Below are 20,219 nucleotides of genomic sequence, written 5' to 3' on the forward strand. Positions count from 1 at the left end.
CAATGGTGTTTTCCATACTGATAGATCATAACTATTACTACTATTTATTATTTTTGAATTTGGCATTACTATTTCCAAGTTATTTGGGTATGATTTGAGCAGTATAGTATTATAGTCTAACGCTATCCACGGTGGTGATACTTCTGTTCCATTAGGACGAGTTAATCTATATTCGTGCGCTTTTACAAATCTTGAAAATCTTACTTGTTGAGGATGGATATTAACATATCTATTTTTTTCTGTTCTTAATCCTAAATCATCTGGTGTTCGAGAAATTGATGTGTTTAATCCGTGATAAATTTGTTATCTAAAAGCATGTGACTTATCTCCAAATCTTAAATTCCAGTCTGCTCCTATTACGATATCTAGCGAATCCTTCATATTTTCTTGCGCTTCTGGTCTTATCCCAGTTATTTCATCGAATTCTCGTGACCCACCGGATGGAAGAAGATATGACCATAATTGATGCCAATACTGTCTATATTCTAAAACATAATATGGACTTTGCTTAATTCTTTGATCTAGTGGAGCTACATCATTTACAAATATACATGGAATTAACGCACTTCCTATAGTCGCTCTTGGGGCATATTGTGGAAGTGGTCCCTCATCATCCAAGTTACTCAAATCCGGTACGGGGCTTAATCTTGTTGGCGATGGTAATGAGGGAATAGGTACGGGCGGGATTCTCTCAGATTCTCTAAAACTTAGAAGAGTATTTGGATTTGCCAAGCCTGAACTAGCAGGAGTAAATACAAGATTAAGTAAAGTTGTTGTATTATCATTACATGGTCTTAATACATAACCTGCACCTGATGGCTGTGTTTGTAATCTAAAATTATTATTAGTAGCTCTGTTCATATTAAAAATTTGATTTGCCCCACCATTATATAACCTAGATGTTAATACCCTAAATAGCTCTGATGCATTATCCATATATTCAAGTACGCGCCCATTTTCACGACTTGCAATTACATAACCATCCCCATCGGCTTGATAAAAAATATAAAAGTATATATCAGTACTTAATTCAAGAGAACCAACTAATGTTTGGTGATCTGTAATTATTTGACGACATTCTCTAGGTTCGAAAGGTACGAGCTCACCAAGTGGATAATTTCTCTCCGTTACGCAATTGGAGGATTGATTGGTAAACATAATTGCTTGGAACCTTTTGCTTTCGTCAGGTAAATTAGGAGATTGAGATTTAATTAGGTTACAATCATAATAACTTCTTTCACTTTGTCCATTCCAGTCCTTTTCATTTCCTTTATGTCTTTGAAAGGAATAGGAATTGTTCCACTCTTCATTCTCTTTAAATTATTTATTTTGCACGTATGAGTTACAACCATAGTTCTCATTGATTTTATCCTCAGTATAATTTTGTTCATCATGCTCTTGATATGGCTTCATTTTCTTAGCACTCCTTACCCTCTAATTTCTAACACATTTGTAATGTCCTTTACTAATATATGTCACATATAAGTGGAAATATGTTGAATATCCAATCTAAATAATAATTATATTGTAAATATACTGTAACTACTCAGCTTAGTTGGGAAAAAGGCATACCAAATCCATGTTTTCAATTCGAAAACATGAAAAGGAAAATACTCCAATAAGAGAAAGAATCTATATCAAATAGAGAAGTTCTCTTATGAAATCGTGCTATTCCAAGGAACCGTTCCGGTTTCTATAACCTGTCCTATCGCTTGTAAGACAGAGTGTTTTTGTTTTTTCATGGTACTCATAAAGCTCCGTATCTGACAAAAAAATTCTGCACCTTTCTTACTTCGGAAAGTCCCAGACACTTTCTGTTTTACTTTCGTCATTCGAATGTCCCGTTCAGCTTGGTTATTATCAAATGGAATGTCTGGATGTTCTAAGAATGCTAGAATTCTGTCAGCGCATTTGACGAAGCGATTCCATAAATTTTGAGCAGGCGTCCGCTTTCCTTTCTTTTTTAATTCCGTAGAAAAGGCTGGTTGTTTTTTCAATATGGATTGGTAGACGACAAACAGATTCTGTTGCTCCGTTTTTGGCAGAATTCCTTTATATTGTTTTTTCAGCGTCAGAGCTTGCGTTAGAAATTCCTGCATCTGTTGTGCCCACTTTTGACAAGTACTATCAATAATCCCCTGCAAATCTCGTAAGAGGTGGGCATTACATAACACGTGGCGACAATCTGTATACACATCATATGGTTTCCAGCCATCATGCATCGCGATTCCAGAAAAAGACGGCAGTATTTCACCTGCATCCATCGATTCTTTTCCACGTTTTTGGTGAATATGTTGCAATGTCACCTCCGGTGTACTGGCAGTATGTAACCATTGTGTTTTATTTTCTACTCGCATACCGGTTTCATCAAAATGGACAACAGGAGACTGAAGAATCTTCTCTTTTACTTCTTGGAGGAAGGGCTGCAATGCAGAAGAAAAAGAATGGGCATGATTGACTAACGTTCCTTCACTGATAGAATGCCCAAAACAATCTTGAAAGAATTCTTTTGTTCGTTTCAAAGAAAGACACTGATAATGCGTTAGATAGGGAATCAGTCTTTTTATATTTGGACCATATTGAACAGGACGAGAGACGGTAAAAGGAAATTGGGATTCTTGGATAGACTGGCAATGTGGACATTCTTTTTGTTCCACTTTATGTTCTGCCACTTCTATCTGGATAGGTGGTAAGTCATACACTTGGCGAATGCGGTATCCTTTTACAGGTTCGTGGTGTAAGGATGTGTTACAACAAATACACTGCATAGGAGAATAAGTAATCGTATGGTCCGGAGTCGTTGTCAAATGAAGCGTATGTCCTTTATGGCCCAACTGGCCACCGGTTTGACGCTGGGATGATTTGCGCAAACTCTTTGTAACAGGTTTACGCAAACCATCTGTAGAAGGTGGTTTATGACTATTTTTGGAGTTTTTTTTTAGAACGATTTTCTAATTCTTCTATACGTCTTTCTAATTTAGAAAATGTTTCTTCAAATAAAAAAATAACAGCCGTAGGTCCTTTTTTATATGCATTTAAAATGACTTTTCGATCGACCATATTATCACCTCCACACTGTTTGATATACTCAGTAGTTACAAATAGGAGGCATATGAAACTAGTAAAATTAAAAAAGCCTCCGTGAGGAAGCTGAGTAGTTACAAATATTTTTTGAATTCAGGTTTCCTGTTGATATAGGCACGAAAAGTAGACTGGGAACATTGCAAACCATGATTATCCGTTAGATATTGCCATAGAACCCGCATATAGTAAAAAGTTTGTTTAGAGTCATCTGATAAAAGAGCTAAAATCACTTCATAATAGGCATCGATTTTTGATGTTCTCTTTTTGGTCCCCTTTGGTATAAAGCCATTCATGTATTTATCAATGGTACGTCGATCAACCTTCCATTCTCGTGCTAGTTGACTTTTATTTATTTTCATCTTTAAGTTCTCCATTAAATTTTTTAAATTAGATAAGTCTGTAAGACTTTTAATTGTAAATTCCGTTGGAATACCTAGTTTGATATACACACTAACCACCTCAAAGTCTGTATGTAGAATCCTGTTGAAAATGTACATGCTTATTCAAGTGTTAATGTGTACATTTAAACTAGCATTTATAATTTTATAGAAGAATTAAAGAATATGAACATAATTTGGAACAAAAGAAGCTTTCTTAAATAGAAAAATCTTCTTTTTACATACTACCCTATTTCAAGAGAAATTCTTAAAAGTCAAATAAATACTTTCTAACAATTTGATTTTTCGTTATTTTTTGTCAGTTGTGTGTTATAATGAGGATGTACATGTAAAATGGTTTGAAATACCAGTATAGACTCATTCAGGAAAAGCGCGTTCTAAAAAATAGAACGTGCTTTTTTATTATCCATCTAAATAATCTTAATAATAAAAGAGGAAAAAATACACCCTTTAAAAAATATATACATATACCTTTGCTAAGGAGTGTGAAGCCTTTGAAACAATTTAAAGAAATATTAGAAAAAGGGGCGATACCTATCGGTCAATCCGACACATTTGGAAAATCGTTGCGGCAATTTGATGAAATACAATATGAAAATGAAACATACCTTATTATTTGGCATCCTATTTATAATGAATTTGTCGGTTCTCATGAATCAGGGAATTGGATTTCTCATATTGATTTACATAAATCTGTTTGGATCAAAAATTTAAAAGAAGCTTTTGCTACGAAAAAATAAAAGAAGGTTCTAACCAGAGAGTTAGAACCTCCTCTACATACTTTTTAGGGAATTCGTAAAAAACGAAAGTAAATATAGTATATCATAAGTACAAAAACATTTATTTGAAAAGATAATAAAATCGTCTTATTATTGCTTGTTAATGTAGGCTAGTGTTTATTGTATGGTTTGGTTCTATTGACACACAGGCCACCGTTACCAAAATAATTACTACAAATTCATTTAAAAATGTACCGCTCAAATTTATTGAACTATTCTTTTCAGTCAATGAAAGTAACTCTGTCGCTCCATCTAAAAAACAACATATTTTTTCTTATTCCTCCTTTTCGAGGAGAACCCCTATACTGATATCAAGACAACTGAAAAAGTGATAACCTTGAAAAAACAACATATACTTTATCGGTATACAGAAAATAAAAAGGAGTTCAATACCTATATGTAGCAGGTATTGAACTCCTTTTTATAGTTGATTGGGATTTTTCAGTGCCCTCTGAATAACGCATAGCTCTTTAGAAAATAATTGTAATTTATCTTGAAACGAAATATTTATAAAAAAAGTTATCCTTTCTAATTCAATTTTTTAGAAAGGATAACTTTTTTTGACACTTGGGGGTAGTAGAAATTCTTTAGTTGATGGGCACGCGTCTGAACCCCTATAATACATTGTATTACCTCCTATAAATTCATATGGTATTTTATGCAACATGAAATATAAGGAGCTTATTCTTAATGGGAAATCTCTAGAAAGAACTCATTCTAGTTTTAATTTAAAATTCCCCCTTGAATTGCTTACAGAATTGTAGAAAAAGAAATAAAAATAAATTCGCAGACATCGATTTTTATAATTTAGGTCTTGATAACCGTTTGCACTTACGTTTTCGTTTCATCCCGCCTGCTTCTATAGCTAATTGATTAAGTGTAGCGGGAGACATATATCGATATAACTCTTCGGCAAATAAAGACAGCTCTTGTTTTTGATGCATATTCATAAAAAGCACGTCACCCTTTTTCATTAACAGTAAGAGAATAGTAACGTGCTTTCAAGTTTAAGAATAGTCTAAAATCTTAAGTTAATGGATGTGGGATCAGATCAGTTGCAAGGTGTCTTAAACCTAGTTACAATTTAGAAAAAAAGCGAGAAGAATTACAAATTCGATATTTTAAAGAAAAACAGTTCAAGAAAGACATTATTTTGGTGGCTGTCGTTTTCTTTAAGTTGTCGTGACGTTTCTGAAATTTTGAAAAAACGTAGAGTTTCGATTCACCCAATAACCATCATGCGCTGAGTTCATGAATATGGAAATCTCATTTGTCAGATTTTGAAAAAGAAAAACAAATCTGCACAGCTCTCTTGGCAACTAGATGAAATCTATATCGAAATGAAAGGCGAATGGTGATACCTCTATCGAGCTATCGATAAAGATGGACGCACATTGGATATTCAACTTCGCAAAAAACGAGATCATCAAGCGTCATATGCCTTTATGAAAAAACTAGTGAAAACATTTAGAAAAGCAACGGTCCCCACAACAGACAAGGCTCCAGCGTTACATTACGCGTTCAATAAATTGAGAAACAGGTTTTTATAAGCATATCACTCCTTGTGCAATCAAGCATTTGAATAATTTCATCGAAATAGATCATAGACATATCAAGCGACGTTTTTCCAAATCCACAAAATTTCAAAATCTTCGCTATGCTTCACGTATCTTGAAAGGAATCGAAATCATTCATACTATATAAACAAAACTGTAGTTCACGACTGAACTGCAGTTTTTCAACGTACATAAAACCACCTCTAATTAATTTTAATTACTCCCTTACACAGGTATGCTATGTAGCACACATACTTATTGATCGAGCAAATAAAAAACATATTGAAAAATTTTTTACATAAACATATAGAAGAGCATATTTGCATTTCTGATTCAAAAAGTTGAATTTTCAGAATAAAAGGAGGCGTATCTCATGGACAGCAAGTATCAAAACCACACCCAAGGTGAATCACAAGGTAATCCTCTTGCATCCAATATCGAATCTAACATACACAAGCATCCGAATGAAAAAGAAAAGAATCATCGATTGCCATTTAGTGTCGTGCTGAATATTCCAAGAGGATTTCAAATAAAAAAGGAAACCGACCCTAAATTGATTTATGATTTAAACCATCTGTCTATGATAAAGGAAACAAGTAAAAAATCCATTGAAGTAGATAATTGTGGGTATGTTGATGTTGATTTACATGCATTAAAAATAAAAGGCTGTTTATTTTTCTTACTTAATCTATACATTGAACCAATTTATGATAGTAAAATCTGTACAAAAAGTACTAGGGATGGTTCTATTGCTTTATCTTATCAAGAAACATTGCATGTTGACCACGTAGTAAAATATAGTGTAGGAAGATTACCCTATTATGTTATTGATAATGAACATGTCCAGATACGTCATTTAGAAATACAAGTATTTGATGATAATTGTCAGATGGCAAAAATATCCGGTGAATTTTACTTTGAATATGAATAATAAATAAAAAATTAGTGAAATTTCCATGTGTCTTATCTGAAATCGTATACACTTTATTTATCTTACAAATAAAAATTTATGGATACTAATGAATGCTAGTCTCTTATTAGGCCAATAATATCCCCCTCTCTATATAGGGGGATCAAATTTAAGGTTTTATTGCAAAATTTCTTAATAGATAAAAAGTAGTATGATTGCAGATGGATTTTATACGATTGTTAGTAATTGGTCTAATTCATTGTATGTTGAACAAACAAAGTTTGTTTGTTGCAAACCTCGCTTAGAAAGCTTTGCAACAGAACCAAATATTGTATTTCTCAAATCAAAATTATGCTCATCAAACCTATATTTTTTAATACTTTTAATGGTTTTGACAATCGGCTTCAACGTTTTCTCCTAAATTCACATTATTTTTTGAATGTGTAATGATTGTAAACTCGTAAAATGTAGATTTGTTTCTCCATCTAACCATTTGACAAACGAATAATCCATTGCTAAAAAGGTCCCCCATTTTTTCAACAAATGACCATATGAATACACTTTTATAGGATCTCCAATTTTTACTTTCCATTTTTGATACACGGTATGTCGTTTACAACGATTACATTCACATACCCTTTGTTGAGCCATCTTTAGAAACCCCCTTATGAAGAATATTTTTCATTATATTTAACATTAATCATCTTGATTACAATCACGTTTTTTCTCACATTTACATTCCCCTTTACAATCACAATCACGGTAATGATGTTCATCACGATAACCATATCCATAACCATAACGAATTTTTTCAATATTAATGGCATCTAAGCTGGTATAACAGTCGTTTCCATTTCGTTTGATCCAATAAATAAAGTCTTCACATTTTTCCTCTGTAAAACGAATAAAGATTCCTTCTCCTTCATATCTTCCTGCAGTATACACTTTTATTCGATCGCCCTCACATAAATCAAAAAAACGTTTTCTCGTCATTTTAACCGCCTCCGATTCTTTATTCTCTTTTCATCTCACCAATAGAATATGCCGTACATAAGCCCATTGATTGGGCGGTTTACCAATTTATATTTTTTCAAATGTAATAAGAAATTTTTAATTCTTTTAATTACCTTGATTCGATAATCGTTCCACGCTGATAAATAAATGTAGTCATCTTTGTGATTTGTAGAACACATTTTGATTTATGAATCGGTTCAATACAGACATTGAGTATAAAAGATAAGCCCCCTATCTTTAAGGGATGTAAATCAACATCTACTTGACTATAATTATCAATTTAAATTAATTAGTAATTTAGGATCAATTTATTTTTTATATAAATTTTCGGGGGAAATTGATAATTATAAAAAAAGTAAGCTGTGATTTTTTCATTTGGATGTATGGTAGATTGTAAGCTAGGAGGATACGCAAGAAAATAAAAATTTTGATTTATAGAAATTTTTGTTTTGATTTGAGCACATACGTTCCGCAGATCGTATTTCGCTCCTTTCATTCAAATACATATATTTTATGTAATAAAAGCAAATATATGGTTGTGAATCGCCCAATCAACAATCCTACATAGAACATATGATGTTTGTGGAATGAAATATTAAAAAAAGGGAGGCTGCTAGTATGACGCGAAGACGTTTTTTTGATTTATGTGAGGGCGATCGAATAAAAGTGTATTCTGCAGGAGGATATGAAGGAGAAGGAATCTTTATTCGTTTTACAGAGGAAAAATGTGAAGACTTTATTTATTGGATCAAACGAAATGGAAACGACTGTTATACCAGTTTAGATGCCATTAATATTGAAAAAATTCGTTATGGTTATCGTGATGAACATCATTACCGTGATTGTGATTGTAAAGGGGAATGTAAATGTGAGAAAAAACGTGATTGTAAAAGAGATGATTAATGTTAACTAAATGTTTTATGGTTCTTCATAAGGGGGGATGAAGGGAGAAAAAAATCTATATGTTACAAGTTTACAATCACTTCAAATTTAAAATATAATGTAATCATAAAAATGGATAACTTATAAAAGGAGGCCGTCTCTGACAGCTCCCTTTTTTAGTTTATTTGTGTTTAAACACAAACAAACTTTGCAATAGAGCTTATTTTACATAGTAATCATTGTACCAATTTACAAAATGAGCTAAACCTTCTTCAATTGTTGTTGAAGGATAAAACTCCACATCAGCCTGCAAATCAGAGATATCTGCATAGGTCTCCTTAACATCTCCTTGTTGCATCGGTAAGAATTCTATTTTCGCCTTTTTTCCAATTAACTTTTCTAATATATTAATAAAATTCATCAATTTAATAGGAGTGTTATTACCAATATTATAGATTTTGTATGGAGCATAGCTTGAACTTGGATCAGGATTAACGTTATCCCATCCTCCATTATATATTGGTGGCTTATCGAGTAATCGAATTATTGCCTCAACAATATCATCAATATAAGTAAAATCTCTTTTCATATCTCCATTATTAAAAACCCTAATTGTATTCTCTTCAATAATATTTCGAGTAAATGAGTAATAGGCCATATCAGGCCTCCCCCAAGGGCCATATACAGTAAAAAATCTTAGTCCCGTGGTTGGTATATTAAATAAATGACTATAAGTATGAGCCATCAGTTCATTAGATTTTTTTGTAGCAGCATATAAACTTACTGGATGATCTACTGGGTCTTTTGTTGTGAAAGGAATGTTAGAATTAGCTCCGTAGACAGAACTAGAGGATGCATAAATTAAGTGCTCTACATTATATTGTCGACATACCTCTAAAATATTTACAAACCCAGCTAAATTGGAATTAACGTAAGAATCTGGATTGTCAATACTATAACGTACTCCCGCTTGAGCGGCTAAGTTTATGACTATATTAACCTTTCTATCTTTAAATAATTGAATCAATTTTTCTTTATTTGATATATCTATTTTATAAAATTCGAAATTATCGTTTTTTTTTAACATCTTAAGGCGATCTTTCTTTAAAAGAATATCATAATAATCATTAATACTATCTACACCTATAACATTGATATCTTGAGTTAACAAACGTTTTGTTAGGTGGAAACCAATAAAGCCTACCGCCCCTGTCACCAAGATTTTCATAATACTAATTCCGATCCTTTCTATAAATAAATTTAATTATCAAGTTTTATTGCATTTGAAAAGGGGTTTTGGTTTTGGTTTTGATACTGCACTTTTAAATAAGGGAGAAAATAGTAAATCAATACCCTCTGTCCCTACATGTACAGTAACAAATCAACCGAAAATCATTTACTTTTCCAACTAAATGAGGGACTGAAAAACAAAATTCTCCCTTTCGAAAATAATAAATGTAACGAAAAAAGTGTTATCTCACTTTGCTACATTTTTTTGATTTGTCCATAAGAAAATTCAATCCTTCCCTAGCTATATAAGTGTATTATTATTTAATAGACAATTTTGTCTTTCTTCCATTTAGCATATGTTTTAGGCTCTATTGCTTTCACTTGTTCTAGAAAAGAATCTAAAAAATTTCTTTCTCCTAGGTTTTTAAATAATTCGAGAGGGATTTTTTGTTCATGTGAAAATGAGTACACATGATCGACTAATTTAAAACCGTTATTGGTTACTATAATATGCCGTAGTGGGGCATCGATTTTTTTGAAACCTGATTTTTTCATCTTTTTTAATATATAGAGTAATTGCCTTGTTATGTCTTCAGAAAGTACAGATTGTTTTTTTAGAAAAGTGTTTAAATCTGGTCCAGAGAGATATTCCATTAAAATATAATTTGATCCTGTTTCAAATACTTTTGGGATAAAAGACAAATGTTGACTTGATAAAAGAACATTTTTTTCCCGATTTACATGTTCAATTTTCCCGTATATCTTTACACATTGGTCTTCAGACACCCGATAAACAGCACCTTGATGTCCTTTTCCAATTAGTGTTTGTGTAATCGCACTATCTATTTTTACTCCATTCCCTGAACCTCCATGAAGGACCGGAATGTTTCTAAAGTCCAAATTTTTCCGATTTAAATATTTATTCCACTCATTGAAAGTATCCGGTTCAAGCTTTTTCACTTGGGCTAAGAACGAGTCCTTTAACAGGATTGTTTTTAAATCTCTTAATAATTTTAATGGTACATGATATTTTTTTTTGAAAGAATTCTCATGGCCAACCACCTTAAATTCCTCGTTATCAACTACAAAAATATTGTGTAGAGAGGCGTCTATCATGGTAAGTTTTGTTTGCTTTAACTTCTTAAATATATTTAAAAGTTTCTCTACTATAGAACTAGGCATATACATACATTCTTTAAGATATTCTTTTAATGTTGGAGCATTAAAGTATTCCATGACTATATAGTTTGATCCAATATCATATAACACAGGGATAAAGGGCAAATGTTGCCCAGCTTTAAGGATTTTCCCCTCCACTTTTGCTTGTACTGGGTCTGAATAAATTTTTACACATTTATCTTCTGCAAGTTTAAATACAGCACCTTGCGTTCCCATTCCTATCAGCGGATAGGTGGTGGGATTGTGAATTTCTAAAGATTTTTTACCTTTGGTTACAGTAATCGCTTTGAAATCTTTCATGCTTATCCTCCTAATTACTCATCTTTAGCTTACTAATAAAGTTGTTGAATATAATCAAGGGCCTTTTTCACATTTTGAGCTCTTTGTGGTTTTTTATCTTTTTTACGAGAGACTACTGTTTCATCCCTTTTAGACTGTTGTTGAAGTTGTTGAATATAATCAAGGGCTTTTTTCACGTTTTGGTCTTTTTTAGGCTTTTTATCTTTCTTACGAGATACCACTATTTCATAATCTTTAGGCTGCTTTTGGAGTTGTTGAGTATAATCGCTAGGCTTTTTTTTATCCTTCTTACGAGGTGATATTGATTCTTTTTTATGTTTTTTATAAGGGCCAACTAGTTCATCATAAAATTCAGCTTGTTGTTGAAGCTGCTGGACAAGGCTAAAACTTTGTTCAATTTTTTTACGCGCGGCTAATGTATATGTTTCCCATCTGTCTCTATTAGTTAGCATGAATTCAAGGGCTTCTGCCAACTCATCTACATTATTTTCTTGTACTAATACACCTTCTTTATTATTTGTTATTAATTCAGGGATGCCCGCATGATCAGTCGAGATCACAGGTACCCCAAGCGCCATAGCTTCTTTTAATGTATTAGGTATACCTTCTATATCTCCATTAGTGGCTTCTAAGCTAGCTGCGCAAAATATATCTGCATTGGTCATTTGTTCTCGTACTTTATCTTTAGGGATATGGTTTAATAAACGAAAAGAGTCTCCTAAGTTAAGTTGAACCGCCAATGATTTTATATATTCTTCCATTTCTCCCCCACCAATAATTGTAAGGGTGGCTTTTGGAAATTTACCACTGATTTTTTTAAAAGCTTGCATTAAGATGTGATGCCCCTTTTTTTCCACCAATCTACCAACAGATAAAATGCTTTGAGAATTTTCTTTCTGAATAGTCTGGTAATTGTACCGACTAAGGTCAACACCTCCATACAACACCCTAATTTTTTCTTGAGGACAGCCCCAAGAAATTAGCCTATCAGCTAAATACTGACATACTGGAAAAAAACGTTCTCCTTGATCAAAAAGCATTTTCATGTTTTCAAGATAGCCAATAGGCTGATTAGCTAGCGTCGCATCTCTACCTCGAATACTTGTTACCAACGGAAGGTTTGTTTCAATTTTAAAAGGAAGTAATAACATCCCTAATTGACCATGATGAGCATGTAAGAGTGAAATCTTATTTTTTTCCACATATTCTTTTGAAGAGAAAATATCACTAAAATAATGAACTTTCTCATTCAAAAGTGAAAGATCTACCATATACTGAGGTTGTCGTACCATATGAATGTAATCATAATTTGGAACTTTTCTGATCTGTGAAATATATTGGGTCGGATCGACTCTTAAATTCAAATGTAAAATTGTACGCAATTAAATGTTCTCCTTTCAATTATAGCAAGTAAATTTTGGGGTCTTTTCATTTATATTATGAACGATTTTTTATGCGCACCTGGACTAAATGGCATTAAATTTCTGATTCTGTTGTAAAGCATTAGAGGGAATCTGGTGGGGTTATACTTTTATAGAAAATTTCTTCAGCCACTTTAAGTCAGAGTGTTTTCATTTATTGAGATTAATATGAGATAAAAGGTTTTGCTATTCTTTCAAATGAAAATACATATAAAAAAACTACATTCTTCCGCAAATTAAAAAGGGTAATAGAGGTTCAACGTACCCTTTCTAGAAGAAAGGAAGGATCTTCAATCTGGTATAAACAATGTAAAAAAGCGGCAAGAATCCATGAACATATTACAAATGCAAGAAAAGATTACTTAGATAAGTTCTCTACTGAAATCATCAAAAATCATAGTGTACTTGGTATGAAGGTCCTATAAGTAATATGCTCAAATAAACTTGCCAAAGCAATTCGTCTTCTAACTGTAGGAACTGAACTACAGGGATAGCCTAATCAATTAGAAACTGTTAGGACGTTAAGTAGTGAGTAGTTCAATTCATTCCAATAAGAATTGCTGGTCTTCCTATTGGGTAATACTCAATTTTTTTGCAATCTCGGATTCGGTTTTCTTCAAAGCAATTTCTACCATCAAAAACAAGCGGTTGTCTCATTATTTTCATTAATCTCTCCAAATCTAAATTTCTAAACTCATCCCACTCTGTGACAATAAATATAGCATCTGCATCCACTACCGCTTTAAGAACTGAGCTGGCAAACTTAATTGTACCCCCTAGAATTTTTTTTGCATTATCAATTGCAACTGGATCATAAGCTACTACTTCTGCCCCCAATTTTACTAATGAACGTGCGATTTTGATTGATGGCGCTTCCCTCATATCGTCTGTCTCTGGTTTAAAAGCAAGCCCCAGCATCGTAATTTTTTTTCCTTTTAAATCCCCCAAGCGATTTATTGCTTTCACTACAAGGAGTTCCTGCTGAAAATCATTAATAGCTACTGTTTCTTTTAACAAAGAAAAAGGCATTCCATGTAATTTGGCGGTATGAATTAAAGCTTTAACATCCTTTGGAAAACAAGATCCACCATATCCAATACCAGGCTTTAAAAAGGCTTCTCCAATCCTGTTATCTTTTCCCATTCCCTTTGCTACCTCTTGAACATCTGCTCCTACTACTTCGCATAAATTAGCAATTTCATTGATGAAACTTATCTTAGTAGCCAAAAAAGCATTGGAAGCATACTTTATCATTTCTGCACTTTGAATACTTGTTAACAAAAAGGGTGCATTTAATGGAAGGTACATTTCTTGTATTTTTTTTGCCACTTCTTCATTTTCAGAACCGATTATAATTCGATCTGGTTTCAGCGTATCCATAATAGCGGCCCCTTGCCTTAAGAATTCAGGATTTGAAACCATTTCAAAGGTCACATTTTCGTTACATATATCCATCATAAATTTTTTTATAATTTTAGTCGTACCAACAGGTACTGTGCTTTTTAATACAATTACAGCACTCCGCACCATGTTTGCAGCAATATCCTTTACAGCTTGCTCAAGATAAGTTAAATTAGCACTTCCATCCTCCATTTGTGGTGTTCCTACGGCAATGATGATAATCTCAGCGGAATTTAATGCTTCTCGATGAGATGTTGTGAATAGTAATTTTCCAGATGCAGCATTTTGAGTAAGTAAACTCTCCAAACCTGGCTCATATATTGGAGAAATCCCTTGATTTAAGCTCTTAATTTTTTGCTCATCCGTATCGATGCAAATGACATTATGCCCTATTTCTGACAGACAAACACCCGTAGATAGTCCGACGTACCCTGTACCTAAAATCGCTATGTTCATATTATTCAAACTCTCTTTTTATAATTTGAAATTTTTCTTGCGTACTTATGTCCCTTAAATATGCAAGAACTTCATTTTTTATATCGTCCCTGTGCAAAGCAAAATCTATTGTTGCTTTTATAAATCCAACTTTATCACCAATATCATATCGTTTTCCCTCAAAATTATATGCTAATACTGCTTGCTCCTTATTCAGCTCATTTATTGCATCTGTTAACTGTAATTCATTACTAGCTTGATCTATCGGAAGTTTATTTAAAATTTTGAATATTTCAGGTCTTAGGACATAACGCCCCATTATTGCATATCTAGAAGGAGCGTCTTCTTTTTTTGGTTTTTCCACTAAGCAATCGATACTAAAAAGGTTCGGCTGAATCATCGTCCCTTTTGGCTTAATTATTCCATATTTACTGATATCCTTTTCTGGCACACTCTGAACGGCCACAACGGAGCTGTTGGAATACTCAAAAACATCGATGAGTTGCTTCAAGCAAGGTGTTTCGGACATAACAATGTCATCCCCTAACAAAATAGCAAAGGGTTCATTTCCAATAAAACTCTGCGCGCAGAGTATTGCGTGTCCTAACCCCTTTGGTTCCTTTTGGCGGACATAATAGATAGTTGCTAAACTAGATATTTGCTGAACTTCCTTTAAAATATCTAGTTTTTCTTTTTTTAAAAGTGCATCTTCCAACTCATAGGACTTATCAAAATGATCCTCTATGGATCTTTTCCCTCTACCTATTATGATAATAATTTCCTCTATTCCTGAAGCTACAGCTTCTTCTACAATATATTGAATCGTAGGTTTATCAACAACCGGCAGCATCTCCTTTGCCTGAGCTTTTGTTGCAGGCAAAAATCTAGTACCGAGGCCTGCAGCCGGAATAATTGCCCTTCGAACCCTCATAAAAGCCCTCCTTTTTACATTCCTTAGTCTTTTATATGCTAATGGTCAATTTTCGGTATAGTTAGTAGCCTTATTAATAATTTTTTTCTATTTAACAGGGTTTAGCCAAAGTTCTGTTATAAATGCTTTTCTAACTTTTCGTAAAGGCATAAGCAGCCTAAGCATCCCATTTTTTACGAAGTAGGATGTTCAGCATTTATAAAAATTAATCATTAAATACAGATAATAAGATTTTTCACAATATAATATATTGTCCAGTTTCCAAGTTACTATATTTATTCATCCAACGAACAATCGTTTTTGAGTGAATAGAGCCTCTCGCTCCTCCGAAATTTTAGAAAAAATCAAGAAAATCTTAGGCAGAATAACATTAACAACCTATACCACAATCTGCTTTGAATTGTTTTTTATATCTCCATCTGCCAACCCCGCATCATATTTAGCAAAGGTTTATCTTCATTTTGAAAATTTTGCAAAAGAACCTGTAGACACAATTCACCTATTTATTTGTTAAAAAAGTCCATTCCAGAAAACCGTGATATTAGTGGATTTTTTTATACCATGGATAAATACGCTCTCGTTTTTTTCATTTGTGAATATAGTAAGTTTAGGAAACTTAAAAGGTGGGATAAGTATATGACTAATTACTTTTATGATGATAGTGAATATGGTAAAAAGCGTAATTACTTTTATGATGATTATGAATATGGTGAAAAACGTAATTACTTTTATGATGATAGTGAATATGGTGAAAAACGTAATTATTTTTATGATGATTATGAATATAGTGAAAAGCGTGAAAAAGAAAGTAATAGAAGATATGATCATAAATTTTCATCACCTATATGTAATCTTTTTAAGAAATTAACCTCAGGCGATGATGTGGACACTCTAATTATTGCTGGAGAACCTCATTCTGTGGATGCATTTGTAAGTTTTGATGAAAAAGATGGTATTCTAGCATTTGTGAAAAATAATGGTGCATTATTTATTGTCAGTTGTGATAAAATTGATGCGGTCATTATTGATAATTAGTAGTGTTAAATTAATAAAAAATTACGGATAAATAAAGTTTTTTTAATCGAATGGTCATTTAAGATTAGAAAAAAGAATTTAGATGCAGTCCTTTAATTACACAATTAAATTGGTCCTGATGCAAAAATTTCAAAATGTCAGTAAGTAATTTTACAAACCGGAACATACTAGTATTCTAAAAAAGATACAATCATTATGAAAAGACTAAATCTATTTAAGTGGAAACATTATCAATCTGACATTATTTTATTGACAGTAAGATTATACCTTTTGCTAATTGCTAACATACTTATTATCGAAAGTAAATTGGTGTGATGTAGGTTAAAAATAACTAAAAAATTATACCTCTTTTTTGATGTGTAAAATTTACATAACAAAAAAGAGGTACTCTCATGAATAAAATGAAACATTATAACACGGAAAAAATTTAATTTAACATATCTACAAAAGTAGTTCCAACATTATTCTTACGCTTCATATGTTCATCTTATCAGTATTATATCTTTACAACCTAACATTTTAATTATAAGATACAAATTCACACTCCCCTGTTCCACTGCCATAATCGCAAAAGCATAACGAAATGTATGTGCATTTACAGGGGTTTCTCGATAGTTTAAGTACAATCCCTTCTCCATTTTAACATAATTTTCCTCAGTAGAAGCTCCAGATGGTACGCTCTATCAATTATTTTTAAATCGTATGTGTTTTGACATGCACATTTGAAAAAGAAATTAAAACTCTTTATTTATAAGAGTTTTTTTATAATTTGCTTACTATTCCCCCCTTTTCAAGGGATGGGCAAAAACATCCTACATGTAAAAGCTACTGGTTTTGGTCGTGTAGATTTGAATGTTAAGAAATGGTCACACCATTCTCATATGTATTATATAGTAATGGTTGAAACTGCTTGTTTGTAAACTATTTGCTGTCTACCATGATCAATTCATAAAAATTATAAATTTGTCCATTGTAAGAATTTCCCGGTTATCCGAATACCAATCTTTAAAAATATGGTGATTGGCTTTTTTGGTTTTGGTACAAAAAGCGTGAAGTATATGAAAATAGTTTCTCAAACTTGGCCATACTAATAGTATGAATCTAAAAAAGGTGCGTAATCCATATGAAAAAGAAGAATGTATTTAAGTGGAAGCATTATCAACCAGACATCATTCTATTAACTGTACGTTGATACCTACGGTACAACTTAAGCTTGCGTGATTTAGTGGAAATGATGGAAGAACGGGGAATATCCTTAGCTCATCCAACTATTATACGTTGGGTACATCAATATGGACCTGAATTAAATGAGCGAATTCGCAAACATTTGAAGGTTCTGTTGCAAAATTTTCTAAGCGAAGTTAAAATGTAAAAAAATGATTTGAGGAGCCTGATACATAAAATATTTTAGAGGAAAACAGTTCAAGAAAAACGACAATAGTAGCCGTCGGCTACTATTGTCGTTTTTCTTTAAGTTATCGTGATGTATCCGAAATAATGAAAGAACGAGGGATTTCCGTGCATCCTACAACAATCATGCGTTGGGTGCATGAATATGGCAATCTGATTTATCAAATTTGGAAAAAGAAAAATAAATCAGCACATTTCGTGTGGCATTCAGATGAAACCTACATCAAATTCAAAGGAGAGTGATGTTATCTCTATCGTGCAATCGATCAAGAAGGATACACCTTGGATATCCAACTCCGTAAAACAAGAGATCATCAGGCTGCCTATATGTTTATGAAGCGATTAGTCAAAGCTTTTGGAGAACCAACGGTTCTCACAACAGACAAGGCTCCTGCTTTGCTGTGTGCTTTCAAAAAACTAAAAAATAATGACCTATATGTACATACGAAACGTTGTACCGTCAAACATTTCAATAACCTGATTGAACAAGATCACCGACATGTAAAACGTCGTTTTGCTAAATCCTCTGGATTTCAAAATATACGTCATGCCTCACATACAATAAAAGGGATTGAGACCCTTCACGCCCTTTACAAACAAAAACGGAGTCTTTCACAAGACTCCGTTTTTTCGGCATATCAGGAATTACAACAGTTAATGACAATTGCTTAAACTCTATCCCTAATGTATCGACCTATTTATACTTTTTTCAAACTTTGCAACAGAACCTATTTGTATTTATTTTCTTTTAAGTATTGAAATCTCACACATTCTTTTTCTTCAAGAAGACCTGGAACTTTTTTGGTAAATCCAGCTCTTTTCTCAGTTCTTCATTCTCACGCTTGAGTTTTTTCATTCCATACTGAGAATGATAAAGTGCGCTTCCACGGCCTGGAAACGCACTCTCCCCATACTCTTCATATTCATTTATCCAGCGATATAGCGTATTAGAATGAAGGATAATTCTTTGGCAACCTCTTTTACAAACATATTCTCTTCCAATACCAGCTGAACTGCAGCCATTTTAAATTGACGATTATAGACTTTTCTACCCATAAACTGAATCACCTTTTTCTCTTAACTTTGTGTTCAGTTTAGTGTACCATCTCCACTCTCTATATTTTTTCTAACTTTGCAACAGAACTTTTCTATTAGTATATCTCTCTTCTTTCCCTTTTTGGGTTATGTTTATTAGCTAAATATCTAGCATAGTGAATTAAGTTTCTAGCTACATCTAGTTCAAGATTAAATATATTAGGTACACCTGGTCTCCAATTCACTTCAAACAACCATAGTTTCTGGTTGTTATCAATTCCAACATCAATTCCTAATTCATCAAATAATACATCCCCATACAAAGAATTAAAATGGTTAGAAAAGTTTATCGCAAATTGCTCCAAATACCTTTGAATATTGTACCAATCTTTATCAAACTCTGTTTTTAAAAAAACATCTAAATAAGTACTATAACCACCGCTACCCATATTTGATACAATACTTCCTAATCGGCCTATTCTCGGGTATATTGAAGTAATAACCCAATCTCCTTCTCCATTTCTTTGAACATGCAATCGAAAATCATACACATTACCAGATTTCATTTGACATGAAATGAACTGTTGAACTATATAGCCTTGTTCTTGAATTTTATGAGATACAAAACTTAGTAATTGTTTTTTATCCATAGTTGTAACTTGCTTTGAATCATTCATATTGTAATACATCCCATGTTTTTCAATAAAAACAATCCCCTTACCTTTATTTCCTGAAATTGGTTTAATAATAACTTTTCCATAGCGATTAATTATATCAAAAAACTTATTAGCATCAGTTAATCCATAAAAAGGAATAAGGTGTTGCTTAAATTCTTCCGTTTTTTTTATTCTGTTATATACACTTAATTTATTTCCCACCGAATAACTTGTGAACGGAATCCTATCGTATAGATAGTCAAAAATTTGCTGATTTTTATCACTAACGCGATTACTTGCATTATAAATAACATCAGGAAAAGCAAATTCTTGTTCAATCCACTTACCATCTTCATACGTTTTACCTAAAATCTTCTCGGTTTCTATATTTACTTTCCCTAAAGTAAAATAAAAAAAGTTTACATCTTCAGCTTTTGCCACAGCAGCATAAGCATATGTTTTCTTTACTACATTCGGATCTTTCTGATGATGAAGCATACCAATTATAGTCATATTGGTTCCTTTCCCCCTCTTTTAAAAAATACTTTTCAAATTAAGTATCA

General features: G+C 32.6%; 17 protein-coding genes and 8 pseudogenes. 9 read left to right on the top strand and 16 right to left on the bottom strand.

The features are described 5' to 3' along the window. Positions 1 to 303 precede the first annotated feature (303 nt). The 3 genes and pseudogenes from ILT06_RS06855 to ILT06_RS06865 all read right to left on the bottom strand — a co-directional run. Positions 304 to 1,158, bottom strand: coding sequence for a hypothetical protein (locus tag ILT06_RS06855; RefSeq protein ID WP_222654949.1), 855 nt, complete (start codon positions 1,156 to 1,158; stop codon positions 304 to 306). Positions 1,159 to 1,655: 497 nt separating this feature from the next. Further along, positions 1,656 to 3,060, bottom strand: a pseudogene (gene tnpC / locus ILT06_RS06860) (IS66 family transposase). Between the two features lie 104 nt (positions 3,061 to 3,164). Beyond that, a pseudogene (locus tag ILT06_RS06865) lies at positions 3,165 to 3,533 on the bottom strand (IS21 family transposase); the annotation flags it as partial. A gap of 443 nt (positions 3,534 to 3,976) precedes the next feature. Between ILT06_RS06865 and ILT06_RS06870 the strand changes: the two are divergent. Beyond that, positions 3,977 to 4,222 (top strand): hypothetical protein, encoded by a 246-nt coding sequence (locus ILT06_RS06870; protein WP_098827324.1) that lies wholly within the window; start codon positions 3,977 to 3,979, stop codon positions 4,220 to 4,222. Between the two features lie 839 nt (positions 4,223 to 5,061). Here ILT06_RS06870 and ILT06_RS06875 read toward each other — a convergent pair. Beyond that, entirely contained in the window at positions 5,062 to 5,211 is a 150-nt protein-coding gene (locus ILT06_RS06875) for a hypothetical protein (RefSeq protein ID WP_176546893.1), read from the bottom strand. Positions 5,212 to 5,372: 161 nt separating this feature from the next. Here ILT06_RS06875 and ILT06_RS06880 point away from each other — a divergent pair. Further along, positions 5,373 to 6,008, top strand: a pseudogene (locus ILT06_RS06880) (IS6 family transposase); the annotation flags it as partial. A 182-nt stretch (positions 6,009 to 6,190) separates the two neighbouring features. Next, complete coding sequence (locus ILT06_RS06885; RefSeq protein WP_222654950.1) at positions 6,191 to 6,748, top strand: hypothetical protein; 558 nt, start codon at positions 6,191 to 6,193, stop codon at positions 6,746 to 6,748. 207 nt (positions 6,749 to 6,955) lie between these two features. Here ILT06_RS06885 and ILT06_RS06890 read toward each other — a convergent pair whose 3' ends face one another. The 3 genes from ILT06_RS06890 to ILT06_RS06900 are packed head-to-tail and all read right to left on the bottom strand — an operon-like array spanning position 6,956 to position 7,720. Next, positions 6,956 to 7,135 carry a hypothetical protein gene (locus tag ILT06_RS06890; RefSeq protein ID WP_098827326.1) on the bottom strand — a complete coding sequence of 60 codons (180 nt, stop codon included), beginning with the start codon at positions 7,133 to 7,135 and terminating at the stop codon, positions 6,956 to 6,958. A gap of 15 nt (positions 7,136 to 7,150) precedes the next feature. After that, positions 7,151 to 7,378, bottom strand: a complete 228-nt coding sequence (locus ILT06_RS06895; RefSeq protein ID WP_222654951.1) for a hypothetical protein — start codon at positions 7,376 to 7,378, stop codon at positions 7,151 to 7,153. A gap of 45 nt (positions 7,379 to 7,423) precedes the next feature. Then, on the bottom strand, positions 7,424 to 7,720 hold the full coding sequence (locus ILT06_RS06900) for a hypothetical protein (RefSeq protein ID WP_222654952.1): 297 nt from the start codon (positions 7,718 to 7,720) through the stop codon (positions 7,424 to 7,426). Between the two features lie 639 nt (positions 7,721 to 8,359). Between ILT06_RS06900 and ILT06_RS06905 the strand changes: the two genes are divergently transcribed. Then, complete coding sequence (locus ILT06_RS06905) at positions 8,360 to 8,644, top strand: hypothetical protein (RefSeq protein ID WP_222654953.1); 285 nt, start codon at positions 8,360 to 8,362, stop codon at positions 8,642 to 8,644. Positions 8,645 to 8,843: 199 nt separating this feature from the next. Here the strand turns inward: ILT06_RS06905 and ILT06_RS06910 are convergent, their stop codons facing one another. The 3 genes from ILT06_RS06910 to ILT06_RS06920 form a co-directional block, all read right to left on the bottom strand. Further along, positions 8,844 to 9,851, bottom strand: a complete 1,008-nt coding sequence (locus tag ILT06_RS06910; protein WP_222654954.1) for an NAD-dependent epimerase — start codon at positions 9,849 to 9,851, stop codon at positions 8,844 to 8,846. Between the two features lie 323 nt (positions 9,852 to 10,174). Further along, complete coding sequence (locus ILT06_RS06915) at positions 10,175 to 11,332, bottom strand: protein kinase family protein (protein ID WP_222654955.1); 1,158 nt, start codon at positions 11,330 to 11,332, stop codon at positions 10,175 to 10,177. Positions 11,333 to 11,364: 32 nt separating this feature from the next. Continuing rightward, a complete protein-coding gene (locus ILT06_RS06920; protein ID WP_222654956.1) occupies positions 11,365 to 12,714 on the bottom strand; it encodes a glycosyltransferase in 1,350 nt (449 codons plus the stop codon). Positions 12,715 to 12,926: 212 nt separating this feature from the next. Here ILT06_RS06920 and ILT06_RS06925 point away from each other — a divergent pair. Then, positions 12,927 to 13,175 (top strand): annotated as a pseudogene (locus ILT06_RS06925) (transposase); the annotation flags it as partial. A gap of 115 nt (positions 13,176 to 13,290) precedes the next feature. On the opposite strand, the gene ILT06_RS06930 reads toward ILT06_RS06925, so the two are convergent. Together ILT06_RS06930 and galU are read right to left on the bottom strand one after the other, a co-directional pair. Continuing rightward, entirely contained in the window at positions 13,291 to 14,610 is a 1,320-nt protein-coding gene (locus ILT06_RS06930) for a UDP-glucose dehydrogenase family protein (RefSeq protein WP_222654957.1), read from the bottom strand. Between the two features lies 1 nt (position 14,611). After that, entirely contained in the window at positions 14,612 to 15,520 is a 909-nt protein-coding gene (gene galU, locus ILT06_RS06935) for a UTP--glucose-1-phosphate uridylyltransferase GalU (RefSeq protein WP_222654958.1), read from the bottom strand. A gap of 636 nt (positions 15,521 to 16,156) precedes the next feature. Here galU and ILT06_RS06940 point away from each other — a divergent pair. Further along, positions 16,157 to 16,555, top strand: a complete 399-nt coding sequence (locus ILT06_RS06940; protein ID WP_222654959.1) for a hypothetical protein — start codon at positions 16,157 to 16,159, stop codon at positions 16,553 to 16,555. 195 nt (positions 16,556 to 16,750) lie between these two features. Then, positions 16,751 to 16,825: pseudogene (locus ILT06_RS06945) on the top strand (IS6 family transposase); the annotation flags it as partial. Positions 16,826 to 16,982: 157 nt separating this feature from the next. Here ILT06_RS06945 and ILT06_RS32430 read toward each other — a convergent pair. After that, positions 16,983 to 17,178: pseudogene (locus ILT06_RS32430) on the bottom strand (tyrosine-type recombinase/integrase); the annotation flags it as partial. Between the two features lie 500 nt (positions 17,179 to 17,678). Between ILT06_RS32430 and ILT06_RS06955 the strand changes: the two are divergent. Then, positions 17,679 to 17,888, top strand: a pseudogene (locus ILT06_RS06955) (IS6 family transposase); the annotation flags it as partial. A 64-nt stretch (positions 17,889 to 17,952) separates the two neighbouring features. Further along, positions 17,953 to 18,637: pseudogene (locus tag ILT06_RS06960) on the top strand (IS6 family transposase). 91 nt (positions 18,638 to 18,728) lie between these two features. On the opposite strand, the gene ILT06_RS33030 reads toward ILT06_RS06960, so the two are convergent. The 3 genes from ILT06_RS33030 to ILT06_RS06970 form a co-directional block, all read right to left on the bottom strand. Then, positions 18,729 to 18,929, bottom strand: a complete 201-nt coding sequence (locus tag ILT06_RS33030) for a transposase (RefSeq protein WP_374452747.1) — start codon at positions 18,927 to 18,929, stop codon at positions 18,729 to 18,731. Then, the gene (locus tag ILT06_RS32435) at positions 18,893 to 19,021 is read right to left on the bottom strand and encodes a transposase (protein WP_261784475.1); all 129 of its coding nucleotides are present in this window, start codon (positions 19,019 to 19,021) and stop codon (positions 18,893 to 18,895) included. The genes ILT06_RS33030 and ILT06_RS32435 overlap by 37 nt, the downstream gene beginning before the upstream one ends. A 95-nt stretch (positions 19,022 to 19,116) precedes the next feature. Beyond that, positions 19,117 to 20,169: a YheC/YheD family endospore coat-associated protein gene (locus tag ILT06_RS06970; protein ID WP_222654960.1), complete on the bottom strand. Its 1,053-nt coding sequence runs from the start codon at positions 20,167 to 20,169 to the stop codon at positions 19,117 to 19,119. Positions 20,170 to 20,219: the final 50 nt, after the last annotated feature.

The organism is Bacillus sp. 17RED48, from assembly GCF_019837545.1.
Taxonomy (GTDB): domain Bacteria; phylum Bacillota; class Bacilli; order Bacillales; family Bacillaceae_G; genus Bacillus_A; species Bacillus_A wiedmannii.